13 protein-coding genes are annotated in these 16,555 nt (G+C 55.7%); 11 read left to right on the top strand and 2 right to left on the bottom strand.

The window, feature by feature from the left end; genetic code table 11:
• Nucleotides 1–41 precede the first annotated feature (41 nt).
• The 5 genes from exaC to M1D91_RS12760 all read left to right on the top strand — a co-directional run bounded on the left by exaC (nt 42) and on the right by M1D91_RS12760 (nt 4,568).
• On the top strand, nt 42–1,562 hold the full coding sequence (gene exaC / locus M1D91_RS12780; RefSeq protein WP_437432929.1) for an acetaldehyde dehydrogenase ExaC: 1,521 nt from the start codon (nt 42–44) through the stop codon (nt 1,560–1,562).
• A gap of 227 nt (nt 1,563–1,789) precedes the next feature.
• Nucleotides 1,790–1,966, top strand: coding sequence for a con-10 family general stress protein (locus tag M1D91_RS12775; RefSeq protein WP_437432944.1), 177 nt, complete (start codon nt 1,790–1,792; stop codon nt 1,964–1,966).
• Between the two features lie 618 nt (nt 1,967–2,584).
• Nucleotides 2,585–2,953, top strand: coding sequence for a response regulator (locus M1D91_RS12770; RefSeq protein ID WP_437432928.1), 369 nt, complete (start codon nt 2,585–2,587; stop codon nt 2,951–2,953).
• Nucleotides 2,950–3,588, top strand: coding sequence for a chemotaxis protein CheC (locus tag M1D91_RS12765; RefSeq protein WP_437432927.1), 639 nt, complete (start codon nt 2,950–2,952; stop codon nt 3,586–3,588). Before M1D91_RS12770 ends, M1D91_RS12765 begins: the two co-directional genes overlap by 4 nt.
• Before the next feature lie 5 nt (nt 3,589–3,593).
• Nucleotides 3,594–4,568 carry a diguanylate cyclase gene (locus M1D91_RS12760; protein ID WP_437432926.1) on the top strand — a complete coding sequence of 325 codons (975 nt, stop codon included), beginning with the start codon at nt 3,594–3,596 and terminating at the stop codon, nt 4,566–4,568.
• A 102-nt stretch (nt 4,569–4,670) separates the two neighbouring features.
• On the opposite strand, the gene katG is transcribed toward M1D91_RS12760, so the two are convergent.
• The gene (katG, locus tag M1D91_RS12755; RefSeq protein ID WP_437432925.1) at nt 4,671–6,845 is read right to left on the bottom strand and encodes a catalase/peroxidase HPI; all 2,175 of its coding nucleotides are present in this window, start codon (nt 6,843–6,845) and stop codon (nt 4,671–4,673) included.
• A 377-nt stretch (nt 6,846–7,222) separates the two neighbouring features.
• Between katG and M1D91_RS12750 the strand changes: the two genes are divergently transcribed.
• The 5 genes from M1D91_RS12750 to M1D91_RS12730 all read left to right on the top strand — a co-directional run bounded on the left by M1D91_RS12750 (nt 7,223) and on the right by M1D91_RS12730 (nt 12,487).
• Nucleotides 7,223–7,669, top strand: a complete 447-nt coding sequence (locus M1D91_RS12750; RefSeq protein ID WP_437432924.1) for a MarR family transcriptional regulator — start codon at nt 7,223–7,225, stop codon at nt 7,667–7,669.
• Nucleotides 7,670–7,696: 27 nt separating this feature from the next.
• Nucleotides 7,697–8,887: an efflux RND transporter periplasmic adaptor subunit gene (locus M1D91_RS12745; protein WP_437432923.1), complete on the top strand. Its 1,191-nt coding sequence runs from the start codon at nt 7,697–7,699 to the stop codon at nt 8,885–8,887.
• Between the two features lie 10 nt (nt 8,888–8,897).
• Nucleotides 8,898–10,436 (top strand): DHA2 family efflux MFS transporter permease subunit, encoded by a 1,539-nt coding sequence (locus tag M1D91_RS12740; RefSeq protein ID WP_437432922.1) that lies wholly within the window; start codon nt 8,898–8,900, stop codon nt 10,434–10,436.
• A 76-nt stretch (nt 10,437–10,512) separates the two neighbouring features.
• Nucleotides 10,513–11,739 (top strand): MFS transporter, encoded by a 1,227-nt coding sequence (locus M1D91_RS12735; protein ID WP_437432921.1) that lies wholly within the window; start codon nt 10,513–10,515, stop codon nt 11,737–11,739.
• 64 nt (nt 11,740–11,803) lie between these two features.
• Nucleotides 11,804–12,487, top strand: coding sequence for a transporter substrate-binding domain-containing protein (locus M1D91_RS12730; RefSeq protein WP_437432920.1), 684 nt, complete (start codon nt 11,804–11,806; stop codon nt 12,485–12,487).
• A gap of 88 nt (nt 12,488–12,575) precedes the next feature.
• Here M1D91_RS12730 and M1D91_RS12725 read toward each other — a convergent pair whose 3' ends face one another.
• Nucleotides 12,576–15,293, bottom strand: coding sequence for a LuxR C-terminal-related transcriptional regulator (locus tag M1D91_RS12725; protein WP_437432919.1), 2,718 nt, complete (start codon nt 15,291–15,293; stop codon nt 12,576–12,578).
• 213 nt (nt 15,294–15,506) lie between these two features.
• Here M1D91_RS12725 and M1D91_RS12720 point away from each other — a divergent pair, with 213 nt between their 5' ends.
• Nucleotides 15,507–16,286, top strand: a complete 780-nt coding sequence (locus M1D91_RS12720; protein ID WP_437432918.1) for an acetoin reductase — start codon at nt 15,507–15,509, stop codon at nt 16,284–16,286.
• Nucleotides 16,287–16,555 lie beyond the last annotated feature (269 nt).

Raw genomic sequence — 16,555 nt, 5'->3', positions numbered from 1 at the left:
TATCGCCTAACCTGTACCCATAATAATGAGAGGAACATCTAATGAAATACGTTCATCCTGGCCTCGCTGGCGCGAAAGTCTCCTTTAAAAATCGTTATGGCAATTTTATCGGCGGGAAGTTTGTCGATCCGGTAGAGGGGCGCTGGTTCTCAAACACTTCCCCGGTTACCGGGCAGGTTATCGCTGAGTTTCCACGGTCAGGTGCAGAAGATATCGAAAAAGCACTGGACGCAGCCCACGCTGCGGCCGACGCCTGGGGAAAAACCAGCGCCCAGGAGCGTGGCAATGTGCTGCTGGCCATCGCCGATCGCATTGAGCAAAACCTTGAACTGCTGGCGCTCACCGAAACCTGGGATAATGGCAAACCTGTCCGTGAAACCCTGAATGCGGACCTGCCGCTGGCGGTAGATCATTTCCGTTACTTTGCCGGGTGTATCCGGGCGCAGGAGGGGACGGCGGCGGAAATTGACAGCACCACGGTGGCATATCATATCTATGAACCGCTCGGTGTAGTCGGTCAGATCATCCCCTGGAATTTCCCTTTACTGATGGCAGCCTGGAAACTCGCCCCGGCGCTGGCTGCGGGTAACTGCGTGGTACTCAAACCCGCAGAGCAGACCCCACTCGGCATCTGTGTGCTGATGGAATTGATCGGTGACCTGCTACCTAAAGGGGTGTTGAACGTGGTGCATGGCTTTGGTACTGAAGCTGGTGAACCCCTGGCGCGGAGTAAACGCATCGAAAAAATTGCCTTTACCGGTTCAACATCTATCGGACGACACATCCTCTCCTGTGCGGCGGAAAACATCATTCCGAGTACCGTTGAACTTGGCGGCAAATCGCCGAACATCTACTTTGAAGATGTGCTGAACGGCGACGAAGGATACATTGATAAAGCGATTGAAGGCGTTGTGCTTGGTTTCTTCAACCAGGGGGAAGTCTGCACCTGCCCGTCCCGAGTGCTGGTGCAGGAGTCTATCTATCCACAGTTTGTTGAAAAGGTGCTGGCGCGAATGGAGAACATCCGCAAGGGCGACCCCTTTGACACCGAAACCATGATAGGTGCGCAAGCTTCCCGCGAACAGTACGACAAAATCCTCTCCTATATTGATATTGCCCGTGAAGAGGGCGGCGAAATCATTACCGGGGGAGCGCACGTCACCCACGGTGAAGAACTGGGTAATGGGTTTTATATCCAGCCGACCCTGATTAAGGGCCACAACCAGATGCGCTGTTTCCAGGAAGAGATCTTCGGGCCGGTTATCGGGATAACCACCTTTAAGGACGAAGCTGAAGCCCTTAAGCTTGCCAATGATACTGAGTACGGTCTTGGAGCGGGTGTCTGGACGCTGGACATCAACCGTGCATGGCGCATGGGGCGCGGCATCAAGGCGGGTCGCGTCTGGACTAACTGTTACCATCTTTACCCTGCACATGCGGCGTTTGGTGGCTATAAAAATTCCGGCGTAGGGCGTGAAACCCACAAAATGGCGCTCAGCCAGTATCAACAGATTAAAAATCTGCTGGTCAGTTATAGTGGTTCAGCAATGGGCTTCTATTGATTATTCTTATCCCTGCCAGCTAATTTTAAAAACGGAGCATAAAAGTTCCGTTTTTTTATTCCCGTAATAAACCGTGAAATATCAGGCGATAACCCTCTGTTTGCGTTTCGCTTGTTTCTGCTGCTTCGCTTTGACTATTTTGACAGAGCGCCTAAGGTTAATTCTTGTACGCGATCGATATCAGTTTTTCGTATCGGTTATTTAATAACATGAACGGGAGTTATATCATGGCAGAACATAGAGGCGGTTCCGGTAATTTCGCAGAAGACCGTGAAAAAGCATCAGATGCAGGTAAGAAAGGCGGTCAGCATAGCGGCGGGAATTTTAAAAATGATCCGCAACGTGCCTCCGAAGCGGGCAAAAAAGGCGGGCAAAGCAGCAACCGCAGTGGAGACAAAAAATAAGTCTCCGCTTGACCCAAATGCGAAATATTCACGGGTAATGGTTTTTGGTTAACGTGATTAATTAGGCTGCTGTTAATTTTATGAGACATTACCGGTGACAGTAAGCGTTTCATAAAATAAAGAGCAGTACCCTTATTAAACTATTTCAGGAGGTTCTGTTATGACGACTGAAAAAGACGATCCACGTAATTCACCGGAGTCCGGCGATAAAAAACCAGCCCCGGATAAAAAATAGGCTCAGGCCTGTTTAAGCCTTGAAAAAGCTGCCGATACCGCACGGTGTCAGCAGCTTTTTCTCATGTTTACCGCACCCCTGAATGTTTCTCCTTTCTTGCAGCGTAAAACACCTTTCTTTCTTCTGATACTGCCCGCGTACGCCATAAAATCCTCTGCCTGCGCCTCTGCTGGTAGCAGTTGCACATCAAATTACACTTAAGGGCTAATTAAATGCGTTACGGTGCCGATTAACAGTGTACCTAACGGAAATATGCCTCCCTCTTACGTAGCGTGCAGTATCCGTGGAAGTAAACGTATCGCCCCCGCTCACACTGTGCAGAGTCTCTTGTTAAGGTGAGAGGGGGAAATTTTGACCTGAGTATCAGAACAGAGATTGTAAAAATGCCTAAAAGTATCCTCATTGTTGATGACAGTCGTTTATCACGGATGATTTCCCGTCAGTATGTGCTGAGTTTGCACAAGGATCGGGACATTGCAGAGGCTGCAACGGGCGAACAGGCAATTGAAATGGCAGCAGAGAAAAGGCCCTGGCTCATTTTGCTTGATGTCAATATGCCAGGCATGGGTGGGCTCGCCGCCGCTGCGGTATTACGTCAGACCCATCCGCAAACACACATTGTGCTCCTGACGGCGAACGTACAGCACTCGGTGCAGGCGCAGGCCGAAGAGCTGGGGCTGGGCTTTTTGTCCAAACCGATTAAAGAAGCCGATATCCACGCTATGCTCAATGGCCTGGAGTCCAGCGTATGATGGATAAAATGAGCATGAGTGAGCTCGAAGCCGACAGCCTGATGGAGATCTTCAACATCGGCGTGGGCCACGCTGCGGCGGCAATGAGCAGCATCGTCAATGAAGAAGTGCGTATGTCTGTCCCGTCAATTCGCATTACGACGCGCTCTGAAGCGGCAGAAGAGCTGGGGGCCGGGCTTTCCCTCTGCGGCATCAGCCAGCAGTACAAGGGCGCTTACGCGACCGAAGCGATTTTGATGTTCCCTGAGCGCGCGAGTTTTGAAATTGTCCGCATGATGGTGGGCGATCTTATCCCGGCGGATGAGCTCGGTGAGATGGAACGCGAAGCGATGAGCGAGATTGGCAACATCGTGCTCAATGCCTGCGTCGGTACGCTGGCGAATATGTTCCAGAAGGAGCTGGAGGGATCGCTGCCGGTATTTCGGGTAGGTAGCAGTGAGCAGATCCTGAATCCGAATCACGACGAAGCGGACCCGTCAGTGCTGATGCTGCGTATCGATTTTTCTCTCGAGCGCCAGCAAATCGAAGGATATCTCGCTTTCATACTCGATATGTCTGCGCTGCGCGATTTGCGCGAACAAATCAGGCTCTACATCCTGCGCCTGGAGTCCGGTATGGTCCCTGACGGATTATAATAACGATGAAAGACAAGCTGTTACTGGATGCATTTTCCGCCCTGAGCCTTGGGGTGATAGTTGTGGATGCGAACTACCGCATTACGCTGTGGAACGCTTGGTTAGAAACACACACAGGACGCACCGCGAAAGAGACGCTCGGCGAAGATTTTTTTAAGATATTCCCGGATTTACGCAACCACCGCGTAGGCGTGGCGCTGAAACAGGCGCTCAGTCATAATCTGCCGGCACTGTTATCGCAGTCGTTGCATCGCTCGCCGTTTCCGTTATTTGCGGATCCGACGCAGCCTGGTCAGCGCCTGAGCCAGGCGGTGACTATCGTGCCGCTCGGTGACAGCGAACGTTATGGACTGATACAAATTGTCGACGTCAGCATCGCGGTCCGGCGTGAATCCCTGCTGCGTGAGCAGGCCCACGTCTTATTATCCCAGTCCTTATCGGACGGACTGACAGGCGTGGGGAATCGCCGTTATTTCGATGTCTGTATCGACAAGGAGTGGCGGGCCAGTAAGCGGAATAATAAATCGCTTTCGCTGCTGCTTATCGATGTCGACCATTTCAAACGCTACAACGATCGTTATGGCCATCAGCAGGGCGATCTTTGTTTAAAGCAGGTTGCTGCGGCGATGCGCAACGCACTGCCGCGTCAGAGCGATTTGCTGTTCCGCTACGGCGGCGAGGAATTCTGTGCGCTGTTACCGGAGATGCGCTCTGCGGATGCGGTAGAAGTCGCGGAGAAGTTGCGCGCCAGCGTGCAAAATCTGGCGCTTCCTCATGCTAATGCTCCGGCAGGGATTGTCAGCGTCAGCATCGGCGTTGCCAGCCATAATCAGCGCAGCCAAAAGGAGTATGGTCAGCTGATTCAGGCTGCGGATGATGCACTCTATGAAGCTAAACATGCGGGTCGAAACATAGTGCGGGCAAGCGTAGCAGCCTGGCCGGATAATCTCGCGTCCCAGGGGGCGGCAAGTCAGGATTAACACCGTTTTCGATTCGGCCCCGGTAACGCCGGGGCCGAACCGCGTTAAGCCATTCTGCATGATGCCCGGCGAGCAGGGTGACCCTTCGCCGGAACAGAGGAGTTATTGCAGGTCGAAACGGTCGAGATTCATCACTTTATTCCATGCCGCCACGAAATCGGTGACAAATTTCTGTCTGGCATCGTCACTGGCGTAAACTTCGGCCAGCGCTCGCAGGATGGCGTTCGAGCCAAACACCAGGTCAGCACGGGTCGCCGTGTATTTCAGCTCCCCGCTTTTGCGATCGCGCCCTTGAAACAGCCCGGCTTTCTCATCGACAGGTTTCCATACGGTGCGCATATCCAGCAAATTAACGAAGAAATCATTGCTGAGGACACCGACGCGATCGGTAAAGACACCGTGCTGACTACCGTCGAAATTGGTGCCGAGTACCCGCATGCCACCAATGAGTACGGTCATCTCCGGCGCGGTTAGCGTCAGTTGTTGCGCTTTATCAATCAGCAGCGTTTCGGTGGTTATCTCGTCGCGTTCGCGGCGATAGTTACGGAACCCGTCGGCCAGCGGCTCCAGAAGGTTGAACGACGCCACGTCCGTTTGATCCTGACGTGCATCGACGCGCCCTGGGGTAAAGGGCACGGTCACATGCACACCGGCTGCCGCTGCCGCCTGTTCAATGCCGACCACGCCCGCCAGCACGATGATATCCGCCAGCGATGCTTTCCCGGATGCCTGCTGAATAGCCTGTAGAGCAGGCAGGGCTTTCAATGCCACGGCGTTCACCGGCCAGCTATTTTGCGGGGCAAGCTGCAGACGCGCGCCGTTGGCACCGCCGCGTTTATCCCCGCCACGGAAGGTCGAGGCAGAGGCCCAGGCAACCGCGATCAGCTCGCTGACCGGAAGGCCAGTCGCAGCAATGGCAACCTTCAGATCGGCAATGTCTGCGTCTGTCGGGTTGTGGGTCGCGTGCGGCAGAGGATCCTGCCAGATCAGATCTTCACTTGGCACTTCAGGGCCAATGTAGCGCGCTTTGGGACCCATATCGCGGTGGGTCAGCTTAAACCAGGCACGGGCGAAGGCTTCATTAAAGGCCTGGGGATCGTTAAGGAAACGACGCGAAATCTTCTCGAAATCCGGATCAAAACGCAGCGTCAGGTCAGTCACCAACATAGTGGGTTTGCGTTTTTTCTCTGGGTTAAACGGGTCCGGAATGCTGTCCGGCGCGTCTTTCGCTTCAAACTGAATGGCACCTGCCGGGCTGCGGGTCTGAACCCACTCGTATTTAAACAGGTTCTCGAAGAAGGCGTTGCTCCACTGGGTCGGCGTCTGCGTCCAGACCACTTCCAGGCCGGAGGTGATGGCATCAGCACCAGCACCGCTTGCGTAACTGCTGGCCCAGCCAAGGCCCTGTGCTTCAAGGGGCGCGCCTTCGGGCTCAACGCCCACATGGTCGGCTGAGGCAGCCCCGTGTGTTTTACCCAGCGTGTGACCCCCGGCAATCAGGGCGACAATCTCTTCATCGTCCATGCCCATGTTTCCAAACGTGGCGCGAATGGCAGCACCAGCGGAAACAGGTTCGCCGCTGGCGTTGGGGCCTTCAGGGTTAACGTAAATCAGCCCCATTTCTGTTGCACCGATGGCGGCCTGGGCAAGGCTTTCGGGATGACGATGTTCAAGCCAGGATTTTTCATTCCCCCAGTTCACGTCCAGGTCCGGTTCCCACACGTCTTCACGGCCTGCGCCAAATCCGAAGGTGCGAAAGCCCGCGTTCTCCAGCGCCACATTTCCCGCCAGCATCAGCAGGTCGGCCCAGGAAATTTTTTGCCCGTGTTTCTTTTTCACCGGCCATAACAGGCGGCGCGCTTTGTCGAGACTGACGTTATCAGGCCAGGAGTTGAGAGGGGCAAATCGTTGTTGACCACGACCGGAACCACCACGGCCATCGACGGTGCGATAGGTGCCCGCACTGTGCCAGGCCATGCGAATGAACAGGCCAATATAACTGCCCCAGTCCGCTGGCCACCAGTCCTGAGAGTCGGTGAGCACTTTTTTGATATCGGCTTTCAGTTCGCTGTAATCGAGTTTTTTGAATTCTTCGCGATAGTTAAAGGTTTCATCGAGGGGGCTGGAACGTCGGGAGTGTTGATTCAGCAGGTCCACGCGCAGCTGTTCAGGCCACCAGTCGTGGTTCGTGGTGACGCTACTTTTTTTCGGTGAGGATGAACGGCCCTCATGAAAAGGACATTTTGCCGCCGGGGATGTTTCTTCTGACATGCTCATACGTGCTCCATTTGCTGTTAATGACGCTACGATATCTCACGGCTTATATTTAAAGATATTTGAATGAATCTACGGATTTGATAGCTAAAGCCTTATAAGTAAGTCGTTTCATTCGGGCTGAATGGTGCCCGACAGTTAAGCCTGTCATCAGCGCCCCATCATTGACAGTGCCGCCAGGGTTGAAGTGCTGGGCTCACCCGGAGCAGCATTCTTTTCGCGACTGGCGGTGATAACAACCCCTGCACACAAGACGACGGCGGAGGAGAAGCGAGCAAAATGTATAGTTTTGTGCTCTCTTGCTGACACTGCGTTGACAAACATTTGCCTGGTCAGTAATTTCAATTGTAATTATTGACCAGGCAAATAACATAAACGACATGGCGGACACTGCTAACCCAAAACTTCACCTCGGCCTGCTGATCCATCTGGCGAACCAGTTCAAGGACCAGCTTATCAGCCATTTTTTTGCTGACACGGACATCACCGCAGCGCAGTTCAAGGTGCTTATCAGTATCTACAAAGGCTTCAACAGCCCCCTTGAAGTCAGCAAAAATTTGCTGATGGATGCCGGGGCGATGAGCCGGATGCTGGAACGCATGGTAAAGCGCTCCCTGATCGTGAGAAATCCGAATCCGGAAGACAAACGCCAGGTGATCCTGGCGCTGACCGATAAAGGCCAGACTATCTGCGATCGTTTTCAGAATGAGGCGCTTAGCGCCATTCTGAGCTCGCTCACCACGCGTCTGACCCCTGAAGAATCACGCCAGCTGGCACAGCTTCTGATTAAAATGCTGCCGGACGAGGCAACGAAACCCCATCGCTAAGCTGTTCTGAAAAAAGGTTTAACTAGAATGCAAACTTCATCTGCACCGTCTTCAGCACAACCCGAACGCGCGCCCGGCAAGCGCAAGCGCAACTTTTTGATTTTACTCATCATAGTGGTGCTGATAGCAGCGGGGTGCCTGGCCTGGTATCTGCTCTACGCCCGCTTTTACGAAACAACGGATGACGCTTACGTCAATGCCAACCTGGTCACCCTGACGCCACAAATCGCCGGCACCGTCACCCAGGTGGCGGTGGAGGAGGGCGATTACGTTACCAAAGGTCAGCCACTGGTACTGCTTGATCCCAGCGATACGCAGATTGCCCTCCAGCAGGCGGAGGCCAATCTCGCCAGTACCGTGCGTCAGGTCCGTGGCCTTTACAGCACCGCAGACAACTACCGCGCCCAGGTGGCTGCAAAACAGGTCACGCTACAAACTGCGCAAAGCGATTACGCCCGTCGGCAGAAAATTTTTGCCGCAGGCGCCGTCTCTGCCGAAGATCTGGCTCACTATCGCGACGCCGTATCCAGCGCGCAAAGTGATTTGGCGGCAGCCAGACAGGCGTTAACCACCAATCTGGCGATGGTCGATGACACCGTTATTGACAGCCACCCTGAGATCAAAAGTGCGGTAGCGACCCTGCGCCAGCGCTTTCTCGATAATGCGCGCAGCACTATTGTGGCCCCCGTTAGTGGTTATGTCGCCAGGCGCGCGGTGCAACTGGGAATGCGGGTGGAGTCCGGCACCACGCTGATGTCGGTCGTGCCACTGGATCAGGTCTGGGTGGATGCCAACTTTAAAGAGAGCCAGCTCAGTGCGATGCGTCTGGGTCAGAAGGTGACCCTGAGCGCCGATCTGTATGGCGACAAAGTAGAATATCAGGGCACTATCGAAAGCTTAGGTATCGGGACCGGAAGCGCGTTCTCGCTGTTACCGGCGCAAAATGCCAGCGGCAACTGGATTAAAATCGTTCAACGCCTGCCGGTGCGTATTACCCTCGACCCGCATGACATGGAGAAACACCCTTTACGTGTCGGGCTGTCCATGTTTGCGCGCGTGGATATTCGTGACGCCGACGGGCACCTTCTGCCACAACAGACCGTTGCTGCACCGCGCTTTACGACGGATGTGTACCAGAATGCGCTGGATAAAGCCGACCAGGTGGTGGCCAAAATTCTTCATGACAACCGTCAGGCCGCTGCGACGAGCAGCCGCTAAGTGAGGCGTTATGCAAGATAAGGCAGCGTTTACGCCACCCAGCCTGTTGCTCGCCACCGTTGCGCTGTCGCTGGCAACCTTTATGCAGGTGCTGGATACCACCATTGCCAACGTGGCCCTGCCGACCATTGCCGGAAACCTCGGCGTGAGTTCGGATCAGGGCACCTGGGTTATCACCTCATTTGCGGTCTGTAATGCCATTGCCCTGCCGCTGACCGGGTGGTTTACCCGGCGCTTCGGACAACTGAAGCTGTTTATCGGATCGGTCTCGCTATTCACCCTGACCTCGTTCCTGTGCGGCTTTGCCCACAGCATGACCGAACTGATTATCTTCCGTGCGTTGCAGGGCTTTTTTGCCGGACCCATGTTCCCCATGTGCCAGACGTTACTGCTGGTGATTTTCCCGACCACCAAACGCAGTATGGCGCTGGCGCTACTGTCGATGGTAACGGTGGTGGCACCGATTGTCGGGCCGATCACCGGCGGCTGGATAACCGATAATTACTCCTGGCCGTGGATCTTCTATATCAACGTGCCAATTGGGATCTTTGCGGCCATCGTGGTCTGGACGCAGTTGCGCGGGCGTGAAGAGACTACCGTCAGCGCGCCTGTCGATTACATCGGCATTGCACTGCTGGTGCTCGGGGTGGGGCTGTTGCAGGTGGTACTCGACAAAGGCAACGATCTGGACTGGTTCTCTTCAACGGAAATCATTGTGATGTCGGTAATATCAGCCATTGCACTGGTCTCCTTTGTGATATGGGAACTGGGCGAGCGCCATCCGATTGTGAATCTGCGACTGTTTAAAGATCGTAACTTTGCTATTGGCACCACCACGCTGATGCTTGGCTATGCGGCGTTCTTTGCCATTAACATCATTCTGCCGCAGTGGCTGCAAACCCAGATGGGTTATACCGCTATCTGGGCCGGGCTTGCGGCGGCACCGATGGGCTTTTTACCGCTGTTACTTACGCCCATTGTGGGGCGCTATGCCACTCGGGTGGATCTGCGTATTCTGGCCTCGCTCTCGTTCCTTACGATGGGGGCGTCCTGCCTGCTCCGTGCACAGTTCAATACCAGCGTTGATTTTCGCACCATCGCCGAAGTGCAGATGTTTATGGGCATTGGTGTGGCGCTGTTCTTTATGCCGATAACCACCATCGTTCTGTCGAATCTGCACGGGAATGAAGTAGCCGAGGGCTCCGGGCTTGCGACCTTCTTCCGCGTGCTGGGCGGCTCGTTTGCCTCATCGCTGACGACCTGGCTGTGGTCGAGGCGCGAAATTTATCATCATGCGAATCTGACCGAGAGCGTGTCGGTGTATCATCCGCCCGCCGTGGATTATCTGAACAGGATGGGAGGTGTGACGCAGCAACATCTGGCGGCAGTGGATAAAACTATCGAGCAACAGGCTTATATGATGTCCACCATCGACTATTTCTGGCTGCTGGGCTGGGGTTTTATGGCGCTGGTGGTGATTATCTGGTTTGCGAAACCGCCGTTTGTCCACTCAGGACCGCCGGGAGGCGCCCCCTCCGCGGCACATTAAAGGTTGGTTAAAGGACTTTGCACCGGCACCGGGCACGACAAGCCCGGGCCGTTTTTTACATGAATGGGACAGGTTTATGGCTCCGGTTTTATCAGCACGTGACGGCAGTTTGTTGCAACATCGTTCGTTTGTGGCGTTCTGGCTGGCACGTACCAGTTCAAGCTTTGGCTTTCAGATGCTCTCGATAATCGTGGGCTGGCAAATTTACTCCCAGACCCATAGCGCTTTCTGGCTGGGGATGATAGGCCTGGTGCAGTTCCTGCCCTCGTTCATGCTGGCACTCCCCGCCGGGCACATTGCCGACCAGTTTGACCGCCGCCGGGTCGTAATGTGCGGGCAGGTGTGTGAATGGATCGCCATCGCGTTTCTGGCATGGCTTACCTGGCAGGGGGATGCCAGCGTCGGGGTAATATTACTGCTTATCTTTATTATCTCCTGCGCCAGGACCATCGAGTCTCCGGCGATGATCTCCATGCTGCCCGCGCTGGTGCCTGCTTCGATTTTACCGCGTGCGACGGCAGCGAATGCCGTTTCAGGCCAGGCCGCACAGATTGTTGGCCCGGCGCTGGGCGGCTTTCTTTACGCCGCCGGTGCGGATGTGGTGTACACCGTCACCGCTGGCTTATATCTGGTCTCACTGCTGCTGGTACTGACCCTGCGCTATGAACAGAAGCTGCCGCCGCGCACGCCGCCAACCCTGACCTCACTGTTTGCAGGCGTTGATTTTATTCGTAAACGCCCGGACGTGCTCGGGGTGATTTCGCTGGATCTCTTTGCCGTACTGCTTGGCGGTGCCACCGCGTTGCTGCCGATATTTGCCCATGACGTGCTGCATACCGGGCCCTTCGGACTGGGACTGCTGCGCAGTGCCCCGGCAGTTGGCGCGCTCCTGGTTGGTTTCTGGCTGAGTCACCGGGCGCTCAGACGCAACGTGGGGATCATTATGTTCATGAGCGTGGCGGGCTTTGGCGTGGCAACCCTTGTTTTTGCCCTCTCAAGCTGGATGTGGCTCTCGTTGTTGGCACTCTTTGCGCTGGGAGGCTGTGACATGGTGAGTATGGTTATCCGTGGCTCCCTGGTGCAGCTCGATACCCCGGACGAGATGCGCGGGCGTGTTAATGCGGTGAACGCTATCTTTATCAATACCTCAAACCAACTGGGCGAGTTTGAGTCCGGAATGCTCGCCGCCTGGCTGGGGGCCGTACCCGCCGCCGCCATTGGCGGTATTGGCACGCTTATCGTGGTCGCACTGTGGATGAAATGGTTCCCCGGTCTGCGTCATCGCCAGCGCCTGGAGAGTTAAGGTGCCTGCATGCTGCTATCCTCAGTAAGGATAATTTTATCCTTCACGTCGTAAGGCTATCCCGATGACAGATATTGCAGCCGCACCTTTACGCTTTGCCATTAATCTCGGTAATGGCGTACTCGCAAACGTTAATGAACACGGACAACCTGGTGGCATCACCGTTGCACTGGCCAACAGAATCGCCGCAAGCCTTAGGCGTAAGCCAGAATTTGTGACCTATCCTGCCGCAGGAGAGGTGGTCGAGGATGCGGGAAAGGGGGTCTGGGATATTGCTTTCCTGGCTGTTGATCCGAAGCGCGAAGCCGTGTTGCGCTTTACCTCCCCCTATATCACCATTCAGGGCACGCTACTGGTCAGGCAGAACAGTAACTGGCAAAGCGTGGCCGAGATGGATAAACCCGGTGTGGTCATCAATGTGGGCAAGAATGCGGCCTATGACCTGTGGCTGACCCGTGAAATTCATGCTGCCACTCTCATACGACATGCCTCCTCCCGGACGGCAATTGATGCCTTTCTCGACGGCGCGGGTGAGATGGCGGCAGGCATCCGTCAGCCGCTGGAAAAAACCGCGCGGGAAAACCCCGATTTTCGGGTGCTGCCGGACGATTTCACCGGTATCCGGCAGGCGATATGTGTGGCGAAAAATGACTCGCGCTATTTTGCCTCGCTTATTTCACTCCTTGCCCGGTGGCAGCAGGATGGTGAACTGAAGGCGCTGCTGGATGAGCACCTTATGCAAAGGTGAGTGCGACCGCTACTTTCAACCTGCGGGTCAGTGCAGTGAACAGCCGGTAACCGGCGGCCTGTATCAAAAAAGCGAGGGTTGAGAGGCGTCATCCGGCATGACTGACCTCATCAGGCGCGGTCAACATTTTTAACTTCCTCGCCTGATTCACTGCCTGGATGCGCCCGCTCACGCCGAGTTTTTCGTAGAGCTGCTTGAGATGCCACTTCACTGTTTCTACTGAAATGCCGAGAGTGCGGGCGATAGCTTTATTGGAGTCGCCATTCGCGATCAAACGTAGCGTCTGCTGCTCGCGCTCCGTGAGCCGTGGCGCGCCGGTTTCAGGAGTCACCGGACTCCCCGGCAGCGTCTCAAGCTCCGCCACCAGGGTTGAAAAACGCCTGCTCTCACGCATCCGGACAAGCAGGGCAAGCAGATCCGGCCCGGCATCACGCAGGCACTGCAACATTTGATGTTCCTTGATCTTTAAAAGCGCCGGTTGACAGGTCAGCGCGGCACGTTCGACCTCACCCGCGCGCCAGAGCGCGACCGCCTGTAGTAAGCGCGTGCGCAGCGCGAAGTGCCATTCTGTGCAGGCCTCCTGCTCCGCAACCAGGGGTTCAAGCGTGGCGGCGGCGCAGAGCGGGGCGTTATCGAGCAGCAGCAGATGGCTTTGTGTCACAGCGCGACACCAGTCTGCAACACGATTTTGCTTATCGCGAGCGAGAGATGATAGTTCCCCCATAGTCTGTTTCACCCGCAGGATATCGCCAGGGACAGGTGACAACGTCACGCTACCGGCAATCAGCGCCAGCCGTGCGCGCCACCAGCCACGTTGCAGTGCCAGTCGTTCGGCATGGCGGAGTAACTGCTGCGCTTTATCATCGCGTCCGTTCAGGCGTTCCCAGCGTGCCAGCGTCAGGTAACAGAGTGTAACGCCATCGGCAGGGCAAACCTCATCAATCATCTCCAGGCGCGGTGTCAGAAGCGAATGGGCGTACTGCCCGTCGCCTCGCTCCAGCGCAATGGCGGCCAGCACCGGGACCAGCGTCGCTCCGCTGCTTGAGTGCGGGCCAGTCTGCTGTTCAGCCTGCTGCAGCGCCTGTGTAGCCTGACGCTCAGCTTCATTCAGATTCCCCTGACGGAACCAGGCGAGCGACAGCACAAATGCCCGGTAGACCTCAATAAACAGGTTACGATTTTTTTGCAGTCCGACGGGAAAACGTTGCTGAACATCGAGGGCGCGCTGAGGCTGTCCCAGCGCCAGATGGCAGTAAGCGAGAATATTACAGACAAGCCCGTCAACCCACACATCGCCACAGGGCACCTCTGACAGTAGGGGCTCCACAAGTGCAATACTGCCGGTGATGTTATCAGCAAAGGCTTCACAGATAGCGCGCACCACACGCTGCTTTATGCGTGTTGAGTGACCAGGCGCCTCTGGTTGTTCAGCGGTCAGCGAATCAATGGCATCCAGCAACTGACGGGCATCGGCAAAATGAAAATGGTGCGCCAGCGCCCAGGCCAGATTGAGCTGAAGTTCAACGCGGGAGGGATCGGGCGTGGCGGGAAAATGACGGGTCCAGCGCACCAGGCTGTCAATGTCACCCTCTTCAGCAAGAGACTGCGCGCCGGCTTCAGCATGGCGGAGGGTCAATTTTCCGGCCGCCAGGGCGTGACGTATGGCTTCCGCCCATAACTGCTGAGCAGCAAACCAGTTTCCCGCCCGCTCGTGTAGCTGACCAATATCCACATTCCCTTGTTGTTGTAGCCGTTTTCGCAGTGCGTCACGCATCAGAGGGTGATAGCGAAACCAGAGGCCGCTCTCATCCAGGGCGCTGAGAAACAAATTATGCTGTTCAATCCAGTGCAGCATGGCCGCACCGTTCGTTGATTTAGTGACAGTGTCACATAATTCCGGGTGCAGACGGTTCAGCACTGAGGTAAGCATCAGAAACTCAACCACTGCCTGCGGAAGCGGCGAGAAAATCACCTCATCCAGATAGCGCTCTATGAAGCGGGAGCCAGCACGAAGTTCTCCGGTCAGCGGGTGTGGACGGGCGCCAGTCTGCGGCGCGAGAGTAGCCATTTTCATGCCCGCCACCCAGCCTTCGGTAAGAACATGCAGCTGAGGAATATCCTGTGTCGTCAACGAGGGGGCGAAGTAGCGCTGTGCCTCGGTGAGGGTAAAACGTAACGCCTGGTCATCTATCTCAACGTACTGTTCCTGTAACCGAAGGCGGCTCAGGCTGAATGGCAGCCGGGTGCGACTACCCATAATCAAATGAAGGCAGGCTGGCGCGTGGTGTAACAGCCAGCGTATGCCTTCATGAATATGGGGATCGTGGATGCAGTGAAAGTCATCAAGGATCAGGTACAGCGGATGTGGGCAGGCATGGAGGGCATTGGTCAGCTCCGCCAGACCGGGCGCACTGTCCCTGGCCGGTTCATCACCTTCTGGGCGGGCAGAGAGGGTATCCAGCCCCGCGTAAAGCGGACGCAGCGCGCGAAGTAAGTAACGCATAAAGAGGGCGGGATCGTTGTCGTCCTCTTCCAGACTGAGCCAGGCCAGGGCGTCTCCCTGGGCCTGACGGGTGCGATACCACTGGGCCAGCAGCGTCGTTTTGCCAAAGCCTGCGCCAGCGCAGACCAGCGTCAGGGTGGCAGCCGAACCCTTTTTGAGCTGCGCCAGTAAGCGATCCCGCTGTAATAACGCCCCCGGCGTGCGGGGCGGTGTCAGCTTGGTCAGGATCAGCGGCAGTTTATGCGCAAAGCGAAAGGGGGTGTCGTTTACGTTCTCTTCAGGGAGGTGACCTTGGGGGGGCATAAACGCCATGCAACCGCGACCTCGTTAATGTTTCTTTTCCCTGAGTGTACCGAAGGAGCCGCATCGTCACCAGCGTTGTGCCCGGATAACCGCCCGTTGTGCAGGATCCCCCCCATCAGAGGGGGTAGGCCACCCTGGCTTGCTGGCGGTACTGTAACTGCATATCTGCTGTGGTAAATGCAGCGTTTTCAGTCAGGATGAGGTGAAGAAAGTATGACAATTGAAAATAAAGTCGCGTTGGTGACAGGTGCCGGGCAGGGGATTGGGCGCGGTATCGCATTGCGTCTGGCAAAAGATGGCGCGTCAGTCATGCTGGTGGATATGAACGCAGAAGCTCTGGAAACCGTGGCGTCTGAAGTGCGCGCGCTGGGGCGCAAGGCTGCCACCTTTGTGGCTGATATTTCCGATCGCGAACAGGTTTATGAAGCCGTCGCCCGCGCCGAGCGTGAACTGGGTGGTTTTGACATTATCGTTAACAATGCGGGTATTGCGCAGGTGCAGCCTCTTTCGGATGTTACGCCGCAGGAAGTGGACAACATTATGCGCATTAACGTGCAGGGTACCCTCTGGGGCATCCAGGCCGCTGCGAAAAAATTCGAAGAGCGTAAACAGAAAGGCAAAATTATTAACGCCTGTTCTATTGCCGGGCATGACGGCTTCGCCATGCTGGGCATTTACTCCGCGACCAAGTTCGCGGTGCGCGCGCTGACGCAGGCGGCTGCCAAAGAGTATGCCAGTCGTGGGATCACGGTAAATGCCTACTGCCCGGGGATTGTTGGCACCGGCATGTGGACCGAAATTGACCAGCGCTTTGCCGAGATTACAGGTGCGCCAGTCGGAGAAACGTACAAAAAATACGTGGAAGGTATTGCGCTGGGCCGTGCAGAAACCCCGGACGACGTCGCAAGTCTGGTCTCTTACCTGGCGGGCCCTGATTCAGACTACGTAACCGGCCAGGCTATTCTCATTGACGGTGGGATTGTCTACCGCTAACCGCAACCCGCAGGCGACAACAGGCATCCTTTTAAAGACGTTTATTCCCTCTTGATGCCAGAACCCATAGCGAGCGGCCACAGCCGCTTGCTATTTTCGCCCCGCAACTCACTTCCCCTACCTCAACGCGACGTGATACCTACACGCCTTACTCGCTCTCCCGTCTTTTGAAACGCGCCGCGAGCAGATAACCAGGGCACGTCTGCGGTCATCCGCAAAAATAATAAGCGCTGCACAAGTCGCATACATCACAATTGCAAATGATATTA

This window comes from Enterobacter sp. SA197, from assembly GCF_054131575.1.
The sequence above is the reverse complement of the archived record's forward strand: the minus strand, read 5'-3'. Positions and strand labels throughout refer to the sequence as shown.